The sequence below is a fragment of the Bradyrhizobium sp. MI1.3 genome, assembly GCF_055811695.1.
Genome location: NZ_JBVVPQ010000020.1, coordinates 107,156 through 116,625 on the forward strand (window position 1 = coordinate 107,156; position 9,470 = coordinate 116,625).

Below are 9,470 nucleotides of genomic sequence, written 5' to 3' on the forward strand. Positions count from 1 at the left end.
GGCCCTGATGTGCCCTTGGCTCGCAGCGATCGCTTCTGCTAACGATAAGGCCGTCAAGGCCCCAACCGGAATGACCCATGCGTTCATTGCCTGCGCGTTCTGTTTCCAGACATCTCGTTGCGCTCACCGGACTGCTGTTGCTGTCGGCCCAGCCCGCTGCCGCCGCCGATGACGACGCGCCCAAGGGGCCGGCGGTCACGGTGCTGAAGGTCGCAAAATCCTGTTTCTCCGACATCGTCGAGGGCACCGGCACCATCCTCGCGCGCGAGGCAAGCTCGGTGCGGCCGGAGCGGCCCGGCCTGAAGGTGACGGAGGTGCTGGCGGAAGCCGGCGACACCATCACCGCAGGCCAGGTGCTGGCGCGGCTGGCGCTGCCCGAGGGCGGCACACTTCAGATCACCGCCCCCGTGGCAGGCGTGATCGCGACGTCGACCGCGCAGATCGGCAACCTCGCCTCCGCCAAGGGCGAGGCGCTGTTCACGATCGTGGCGCGCAGCGAGTACGATCTCGTCGCCCTCGTCGCGACCAGCGATATGCGCAAGCTCGCGGTCAACCAGGTGGCGACCGTGCGCATCGCCGGCGCGGGCGATATCGACGGCAAGGTGCGCCGCATCGGCCCGACGGTCGAGCCGAACATCCAGCAAGGCATGGTCTATATCGGCATTTCCTCGCAGAAGCGGCTGTTGCTGAATGCGAGCGGCCGCGCGCTGATCAAGTCGGGCCAGAGCTGCAACGTCGCGGTGCCGCTGACATCGGTGCAGTATTCCTCCGCCGGCACCGTCGTGCAGGTGATCCGCCGCAACCGCGTCGAGACCAAGCGCGTCGAGGTCGGACTGATGTCGGGCGGCAATATCGAGATCCGCGACGGCCTCAACGAAGGCGATATCGTCGTGGCCCGCGCCGGCGCGCTGCTGCGCGAAGGCGATCCGGTGCGCACGGTGATGGCTGCGGAAGCGGCGAAGTAATCGCCACAATCGTCATTGCGAGAAGCAAAGCGACGAAGCAATCCAGAATCTTTCCGCGGGAAGATTCTGGATTGCTTCGCTCCGCTCGCAATGACGATGGAGAGGCAGATGTGCGTTAAACACGCACATCGTAGGGTGTGCAAAGCGAAGCGTGCCCACGTCTTCTATAGAGCGCGTCTTCTATCGAAATGTTGGAGAGATGGTGGGCACGGCGCGTTGCGCCTTTGCCCACCCTACAAGACCTAAGAAAAACTAGCCGCCGGCTTCGCCGAAATGGACGTCCTCAAGCAGCGAGGAGGAGACGGACGGGACCTGGTCGCCTTCGCTGGCGCGGGAGATGGCGAGGCGGGTCTTGTTGAAGACGCTCTCGGCGCTGCCCTGGGCATTGAGGTTGTTGAGGAACTCGCTGACAAGCACGCTGTGCTCGCCCTTGCCGTCGTCGACGACCTTGCCGGGCGAAGCCGAGGAGAGGATCAGCGCATTGTCCGTCGCGCTGATCGGCGCGAGGCCGTGGCTGTAGGAGCGGAAGCGGCGCTCATAGGGATTGCGGCGGGAGGCGTCGACCACGACGAGCTTGGCCTTGGCGCCCTGCTCCTTCATCATGTCGAGCACGCCTTCGATGGAGACGCCCTGACGACGGACATCGTTTTCCTTCCAGATCACGGCATCGACCGGCAGCATGTAGCTCTCGCGGCCGGCCTGCACGCCGTAGCCGCCGAAGAACAGCATGACGACGGTGTCGCGCTTGATCCGGGACTTCAGGCGATTGACGGCGCGGACCATGTCGTCCTTGGTCGCGTCTTCCACCATGTCGACGTCAAACCCGTTCTTGCGCAGCGACGAAGACAGCGCGCGGGCGTCGTTGATCGACTGCGTCAGCGGCGCATTGGCGTCGGGGTAGTGCCCATTGCCGATGACGAGGGCGAGACGCGAGGCCTGGCCGATCGAGCCGGTGACCTGGTCGGTCGAGACGGCCTTGGCGGCATCGAGCGCCCGCATGTTCAGGGCAGCATGGGCGCCGATCACGAGCGAGACCGTGCCGATGAGGGCTGCGGCCAGCGCGATCGTGCGTCGGGAAATGTCGAGCTGCGTTACATTCATCTCGCGTCATTCCTGTCACTGCCAAAGACCAGCCAAGCACGCGCACACTGTTTGAGTAGCGCGATAGCGTCTTTGGGTTTGAGGGATTGGCCGGGGTGTGCCCCCGAATTGCGCGCAATTTGCGGCGCCGCACCAAACAAAGCCTTAACCGGATATCGCCTCCCCCGCAATAGATCGCCGAAAATTTGAGCTAAGTCACTGGAAGTACGCGCTAATTTGCACCGCCAAAAGTGTGATTTTTTTGCGTCCCCGTAGCCTTCCGGAGCCTGATTAGGCAGGCTTCGTGCCGGCTTTTTCTGTGACTGTCATCACATTTGTATTTCCTGCGAATCCGGGTAGCTTTTTCAACGACTTGCAGGGGGTGGCACGCGGCTGGGAGCGTGCCGGCCGGCGCCCTCGGCCAAATTCCCGCGACCAGGTATTTCATGAGCTTTCAATATTTTGCCGGCGCCACCTGCCGGGCGCTGACGGCGCGGAAGGACGGCCCCTCGCTTTACGACGTCTGCGATCCCGTATTGTCCGTTGCGGCCAGCGGCGATCCGCATCTGGCCAAGTTCTACAAGACCGCCCTCGGCAATCCCGCATTGCGGGTGCTGCTCCGCCGGGCCGGTCTGCCCGAACTGCGCGATGAAGGCAAACTGGCCCGGCTGCGCCACGCGCTGGTGCGCGCCCGCGACGAGGCCGAGCCCGATTGGGCGGCGGTCGGCCAGCCCGTTGCCGACCTCGTCGACAGCATCGCGCTGGATCATCCCAAGCCGCCGCCGGCCATGTTCACCGGCGCCATGCCGCAACAATCGCAGATCGACGGCGTGATCCGCGACTGCGCGCAGCATCTGCTGGGCTCGTACCGCAAGAATGGCTTTCTGCCGACCTACGCTGCGTTCAACCTGATCGGCGACCCCGATTTCCGCGGCCGCGAGCTGACCATCGCGCTCTCGGGTCTCAACGCGCGCGGCTACAAGAACTCCTCGCTGCTGTTCAACCTCGCCCGTGTCTTCATCGCGCGATCGCCGGCGCGCGCTGTCGTCAATCCGCCCTGGCGAGGGGTTGCCGAACCGATGTGGGAGCCGGTGCAGATCCGCCACCGCTCGGCCTATTACGACGCGTTCTTCATCGAGGCGCTGCTCGGCTATGTCGAGAGCGGTCTCGCCTCGCCTACCGAGATGACGGCGGCGAAGCGCGCGGTTGCCGACATGGTCGATTTCTGCGTCAACATCAGCCGCGAAGAGGTCGAGGGCATCGACGGGGCGCGGTTCAACGTCATCACCGCGCTCGCGCCGGCGCCGCATCCGCGCTTCTCACGCTATTTCGCCCAGATCAAGCAGGACCTCGGTTTCGGCGTCTACGTGCCGGATTGCGACACCACGGCGTGCTCGATCTCCGCGGCGACGCAGGCCGGCTGCACCGATCCGATCCTCGACCAGCCGCTGCTGGATTTCTATGCAGGCTATCAGGTGCGCGCCGGCGTCAACGAGCCGCGCGTGACCGTGCCGATCAACGACAATATCGACTATGAGGGCGGGGTTGCGACCTGGATCGACAATCTCAAGGGCGAGCGGCCCTATGGCAACGATCTCGATCCGACGCTCAATCTCGACATTCTCGAGGTCAGCTTTCGCAACCTCGCGCGCTGGAAAGTATTGGAGACGCCGGCGCGGCTCGCCACCGTGCATCGCATCATCGGCTTCCAGAAGCGGCTGGCGGCGAGCGGCGCCTTCGCCAATCCGCGCTCGCACATCTATTATCTGCCGGAGCTCTACAGCGCCTATTTCGGCCGCTGTTATGCCGCCTTCCTGGCGCTGCCGCTGGCGGCGCAGGCGATCATCGATCCCGACGGCGATTTCGATTTCATCCGCCACCGCGTGCTGTCTTACGTCAAGGGCGAGCTGATGGCCGCCGAGATGAACGTGTTCGACGCAGCGCTCGCGCTGATCGCGCTCGGCCATCTCGGTGCGGACCCGCGCGCCTTTGCGCCGGCGCTGAACGTGATCGTCGCGAGCCTCGGCGAAGGCGGCCGCCGCGGCCCGTTCCGTGCCTATGAATGGAACAAGATGAAGACGCCGACGCGGATTTTGGTCGGCGGTCCGGAGGTGACGTCGGCGTTCGTGCTGATGGCGCTGGCGGTGGCCAAGCGGGCGATGACGCGGGGATAGGTTTCGTAGGGTGGATTAGCGAAGCGTAACCCACCACTTCTGCCGCCGTGGAGACGAAAGAGGTGGGGTTACGCCTTCGGCTAACCCACCCTACAAAACTTCGCTCGATGACGGGAAGTTGAAAGCCCAAGTGCCAGGCATATGCTGGCCGGGCGGACAAAAGCCGACCACAATTGCGAGGTCTATCGCAATTTTCATCACACGCGGACCGGCATGTTGCGAAAATTCCTGATTGCGCTGTCATTGCTCGCCTTGTCCTTGCCCGGCCTGGCGTCGCAGGCTGAGGCCGCCGACATCACCGGCACCGCAAAGGTCCGCGCCGGCGACGCGGTGGCGATCGGCAACACGCGGATCAGGCTCGGCGGCATCGACGCGCCCGCGGTCGACCAGCTCTGCCTCAACAACAAGGGCGAGCGCTGGACCTGCGGCATCGCGGCCCGCGACGAGCTCGCCAAATATGTCGACGGCAAGAACTGGGTCTGCCATGCGAGGTCGATCGACCGGCGCGGCCGCACCGTGGCGCGTTGCGATGTCGGCGGCGAGGATATCCAGAAATGGCTGGTGCGCGCAGGCTGGGCGCTGGCCTACACCCGCATGTCGCACGACTATGAGGCGGACGAGAAGGCCGCGCGGGAGGCCAAGGCCGGGATGTGGCAGGGCGCCTTCATCGCGCCCTGGGACTGGCGCGTGCGCAACAAGAAGACCACCATCCTCGGCGCCACCAAGCCGCCCGACGGCGCGCATGCGATCCTGCTCGCTTCGGCCTCGGGGCCCGTCGCGCCCTCGCCGGACTGCACCATCAAGGGCAACGTCAACACCGCCGGCGAGTGCATCTATCACCGGCCGACCAGCCGCTGGTATGCGCAGATCAAGATGAAGATCAGCAAGGGCACGCGCTGGTTCTGCTCGGTGGAGGAAGCCGAAGATGCGGGCTGCCGCGAGACTAAGAGATAACCCACGTCAGACCTGCGTTTTCCGGCCTTTTCTTGCACCGCAGCGCCGCGTAAAAGTGTGAATCAGCGACCCACCATCCTGTTCTCAGGCAACAAGGACCAACAGCAATGACCGTTCGCGCGGGCCGGGAATTTCTGGCCATCCCCGGGCCCACCAATATGCCCGACGAGGTGCTGCGGGCGATGCATCGTCCGGCGATCGACATCTACTCCAAGCAGATGACCGATCTGACCGAGAGCCTGCTCAGCGACATCTCGAAACTGTTTGCCACCAAGGGCAAGTCCTACATCTACATCGCCAACGGTCACGGCGCCTGGGAAGCAGCATTGAGCAACGTGCTGTCGCGCGGCGACAAGGTGCTGGTGCTCGAAAGCGGGCGGTTCGCGATCGGCTGGGGCCATGCCGCGGCGCTGATGGGTGCCGAGGTGGAGGTGCTCAAGGGTGACTGGCGCCGCGCGGTGCGGCCGCACGAAGTCGAGGAGCGCCTGCGCCGCGACAAGGAGCACACCATCAAGGCCGTCGTCGTCGTCCAGGTCGACACCGCCTCAGGCGTGCAGAACGACATCGAGGCGATCGGCAAGGCGATCAAGGCGAGCGGTCATCCGGCGCTGTACATGGTCGACACTGTCGCCTCACTCGGCTGCATGCCGTTCGAGATGGACAAATGGGGCATCGACGTTGCGATGTCGGGCTCGCAGAAGGGCCTGATGACGCCGCCCGGCCTCGGCTTCGTCACGGCCAATGCGCGTGCGCTCGAGGTCCACAAGAAGGCCAATATGGCGACACCCTATTGGAGCTGGAGCGAGCGCGAAGGCAGCGAGCATTATCGCAAATATGCCGGCACCGCGCCGGTTCATCTGCTGTTCGCGCTGCGCCAGGCGATCGACCTCTTGCACGAGGAAGGGCTGGAGAACGCCTTCCGCCGCCACAGCCTGCTCGGCGAAGCCGCGCGCCGCGCGGTCGGCGCATGGTCGGAAGGCCAGGTGCTCGGCTTCAACATCGCGGAAGCCAGCGAACGCTCCAACACCGTGACCACAGTGACCATGAGCAACGGCCATGATCCCGCAATCCTGCAACGCTATTGCAAGGAGAAGTGCGGCGTCGTGCTCGGCACCGGCATCGGCGATCTCTCGGGACAAGCCTTCCGCATCGCCCATATGGGCCACGTCAACGCCCCGATGCTGCTCGGCACGTTGGGGGTGATCGAGGTCGGGCTGAACGCGCTGAAGATCCCGCACGGCAAGGGCGGGCTCGAAGCGGCGGTTGCGTATCTCGGCGAAGAGGTGGCGGCGTAAGCGTCTTTTTTCCTTCTCCCCTTGGGGGAGCAATCTTGTAGCCCGGGTGAGCGGAGCGACACCCGGGATTCTTGCGTGAGTCCCCGCATGTCGCTTCGCTCATGCGGGCTACGGCAGCGGCGGGATCCGATACGCCTCGACCTGCGCCTTCAGTTCCTCCAGCGAGGCAAGCGGCGCCTTCGGATCCACCCGATATTCCCCACGCGCCAGCCACGACAGCACCTTCGCATCGACGATCGGCGAATGGTGGATGACGTCGCCGTAATTGTCGAGGTTATGCGTCACGTCCTTGATCGCCCGGAAATCGTACAGGCGCACATTGGGAAGCTGCGTCAGGCGCTGCGCAATGACGGCGGTGAGGTCGGTGACGATCTTCAGCGTCGCAGGCGAAGCGTCGCGCATCGCGACGAATTGCAGGATCGAATAGGGCGGGAAGTAGATGTCGAAGGTCACGTCCGGATGGCGCGCGATCAGGCCGACGGCGTCGCGTTCGAAATGCGTTATCATGGCATCGTAACGATAGCCTTCACCGAGAAAGCGGCTGCGTACGGGATCGGTGATATAGGCGAAGGCCGCGAGCGTCCTTTTCGCATTATAGGCGCGCGCGACGTCGATATCGCGCGGCAGCGCATAGATGTCGTCGACGTCGGCCAACGCAAACTTGACGGGCAGATAAGGCGCGGCCCGGGTCAGCGGCTGCCGCAGCGGCGGAACCGACCGCAGCAACGCAAACAGGGATTCCTTCGCCATCGCCGCGCTGAACAGGTAGGACGCGATGCCCTTTGCCGTCCCGCGATAGAGATCGGCAGAGAGATAAGGATCGGTCTCGATGTCGGCCGCATCGACAAAGATGAAATCGTCCATCGCCCAGATCACGCGTTTTGCGCCGCGGTCGATGGCCTGCTCGAGCACAAAACCCTGCTGGCGCGAATTGGAGCCGGTCATCGCCAGCTTGAGCGAGTGCACGCCAAGCGCATGATCGATGTCGCTCTGGCGGAAATGGATCGCGAGCGAGGTGCCCATGAAGGCGGCGTCGAACAACTGGCTGCGGATCAGCCCGGCATTCTGCACGCGCGTGTCATCGGAATAGAACGGCGCGACGAGGCGCGAGGGGCGAAACAGCTGCAAGGGATCGATGACATAGGTGAGCGCAGCCGCGCCCAGCACGCACGCGATGCTCGCGAGGAGAAGACGCCCTGGATGTGTGAACGCGCCTTGCATCAGAACCGGAAATAGATGAATTCACTGTGGCTCTGGATACCCAAAACCCCGAACGCAAGCACCAGCGACGCACCATAGAGGACCAGCGGCTGCATCCGTCCGGCTATCAGGCCGCCACCGACCCTGCGATTGGCGTGGTCGTACCCCATGATTCCTTGCGTGTTCGGCGCCAGCCACACCAGCGCGGCATAAATTGCGACCATCACCGACGCCGCAATCTCCTCGCGGCCGAACACGATATTCGCCGGATCGGCCATCGCATTCAGAATCCGCATGGCCCAATCGACCCGCTCGGCCCGGAAGAAGACCCAGGCGACAACGACGGCGAGAAAGGTCAGCACGGCCCCGGCGACGCGAGCTGGGCGCGCGAGCAATTTCGGAACATTCGGCACCCGCGCGTTGAAGGCGTGATTGATACAGAGATAGGCGCCGTGCAGCGCGCCCCAAATGACAAACGTCCAGGCCGCGCCATGCCAGAGCCCGCCGAGCAGCATCGTGAGCATCAAATTGACGTAGCGCAGCACGCGGCCGCGACGGTTGCCCCCGAGCGGAATGTAGAGATAGTCGCGCAGGAAGTGCGACAGCGTCATGTGCCAGCGTCGCCAGAACTCGACGATGCTGGTGGCCTTGTAGGGCGAGTTGAAATTGACCGGCAGGAAGATGCCGAACATCAGCGATATCCCGATCGCCATGTCCGAATAGCCCGAGAAGTCGAAATAGAGCTGGAAGGTGTAGGCGAGCGAGCCAAGCCAGGCCTGATCAAAACTCGGCGCGCGCGCATCGAAGGCGAGCGCGACCAGCGGCTGGATTCCGTCGGCGAGGCACGTCTTCTTGAACAGGCCGATCGCGAAGATGATGAGGCCGCACAGGATCAGATGCCCATGCGGATGCTTGGTTTCCTCCCGCTCGAATTGCGGAATCATGTCCTTGTGGTGAAGGATTGGCCCCGCGATCAGATGCGGAAAGTATGTCACGAAGAGCGCGTAGTGCGGCAGCGCGTAGGCCGCCACCTGCCCGCGCCAGGCATCGACCAGGAACGCGATCTGGGTGAAGGTGTAGAAGGAGATGCCGACCGGCAGCAGGATGTGGACCGCAAAATGCGTGCCGGCCAGTGCATTGACGTTTTCGGCGACGAAGCCGGCATATTTGAAGATGCCAAGCACGAGGAGATCGCCGGCGACGCCGAGGGCAAGGGCGGCCTTTCGCTGCGACCGAGCAAGCTTCGCTACGATGAGGAGATGGCCTATGCCATAGTTGAAGGCGATCGATATCAGCAACAGGGCTACGAACTGCCAATTGCCGATGGCATAAAAAGTGAGCGAGGCCGCCGCCAACCAGATCACCGGGGCCAGATTGCTGCGCCGCCCGAGCCGGAAATAGCCTGCCAGCGCGGCCGGCAGGAACAGCAGGATGAACGGGTAGGAATTGAACAGCATCAGGCTGGACCGGCGGCGGGGATTAGGAAGCCTAAAGCATAGAAGGGACCGATCAACAACCCGGCGACTTGACGCTATTCTGGCGCAGTCCTTGGCGCAGTGGCGCTGGCAATTCGTGGAATCGGGACGATATAAGGCAGGACGCATCTTCTCCCTCTCCCCGCCTGCGGGGAGAGGGTTGGGGTGAGGGGGAGTCTCCACGAGGACGGTGACAGCGAGACTCGCGGAGAGCCCCCCTCACTCGGATTGCATCTTCGATGCAATCCGACCTCTCCCCGCAAGCGGGGCGCGGTGAAGAAGAAGCCGCGCGCGAACGTGACATGATGAGGATCGAGTGACACAAGC

Annotated in this window: 7 protein-coding genes; 4 read left to right on the forward strand and 3 right to left on the reverse strand. The window is 63.9% G+C overall.

Features of this window, described 5'->3' with window-relative positions; all coding sequences use genetic code 11:
• Positions 1–77 precede the first annotated feature (77 nt).
• Positions 78–965 (forward strand): efflux RND transporter periplasmic adaptor subunit, encoded by an 888-nt coding sequence (locus AC0L3A_RS17200; RefSeq protein WP_007598998.1) that lies wholly within the window; start codon positions 78–80, stop codon positions 963–965.
• Positions 966–1,217: 252 nt separating this feature from the next.
• Here the strand turns inward: AC0L3A_RS17200 and AC0L3A_RS17205 are convergent, their stop codons facing one another.
• Entirely contained in the window at positions 1,218–2,066 is an 849-nt protein-coding gene (locus tag AC0L3A_RS17205) for a caspase family protein (RefSeq protein ID WP_007598997.1), read from the reverse strand.
• 425 nt (positions 2,067–2,491) lie between these two features.
• Here AC0L3A_RS17205 and AC0L3A_RS17210 point away from each other — a divergent pair, with 425 nt between their 5' ends.
• The 3 genes from AC0L3A_RS17210 (at position 2,492) to AC0L3A_RS17220 (ending at position 6,468) form a co-directional block, all read left to right on the forward strand.
• A complete protein-coding gene (locus tag AC0L3A_RS17210) occupies positions 2,492–4,219 on the forward strand; it encodes a hypothetical protein (RefSeq protein ID WP_007598995.1) in 1,728 nt (575 codons plus the stop codon).
• Positions 4,220–4,432: 213 nt separating this feature from the next.
• Positions 4,433–5,173 (forward strand): thermonuclease family protein, encoded by a 741-nt coding sequence (locus tag AC0L3A_RS17215; RefSeq protein ID WP_035995378.1) that lies wholly within the window; start codon positions 4,433–4,435, stop codon positions 5,171–5,173.
• Between the two features lie 107 nt (positions 5,174–5,280).
• Positions 5,281–6,468, forward strand: coding sequence for a pyridoxal-phosphate-dependent aminotransferase family protein (locus AC0L3A_RS17220; protein ID WP_007598984.1), 1,188 nt, complete (start codon positions 5,281–5,283; stop codon positions 6,466–6,468).
• A 108-nt stretch (positions 6,469–6,576) separates the two neighbouring features.
• On the opposite strand, the gene AC0L3A_RS17225 is transcribed toward AC0L3A_RS17220, so the two are convergent.
• Complete coding sequence (locus tag AC0L3A_RS17225; protein ID WP_354127118.1) at positions 6,577–7,689, reverse strand: hypothetical protein; 1,113 nt, start codon at positions 7,687–7,689, stop codon at positions 6,577–6,579.
• Positions 7,689–9,125, reverse strand: a complete 1,437-nt coding sequence (locus AC0L3A_RS17230) for an MBOAT family O-acyltransferase (RefSeq protein ID WP_007598980.1) — start codon at positions 9,123–9,125, stop codon at positions 7,689–7,691. The genes AC0L3A_RS17225 and AC0L3A_RS17230 overlap by 1 nt, the downstream gene beginning before the upstream one ends.
• Positions 9,126–9,470: the final 345 nt, after the last annotated feature.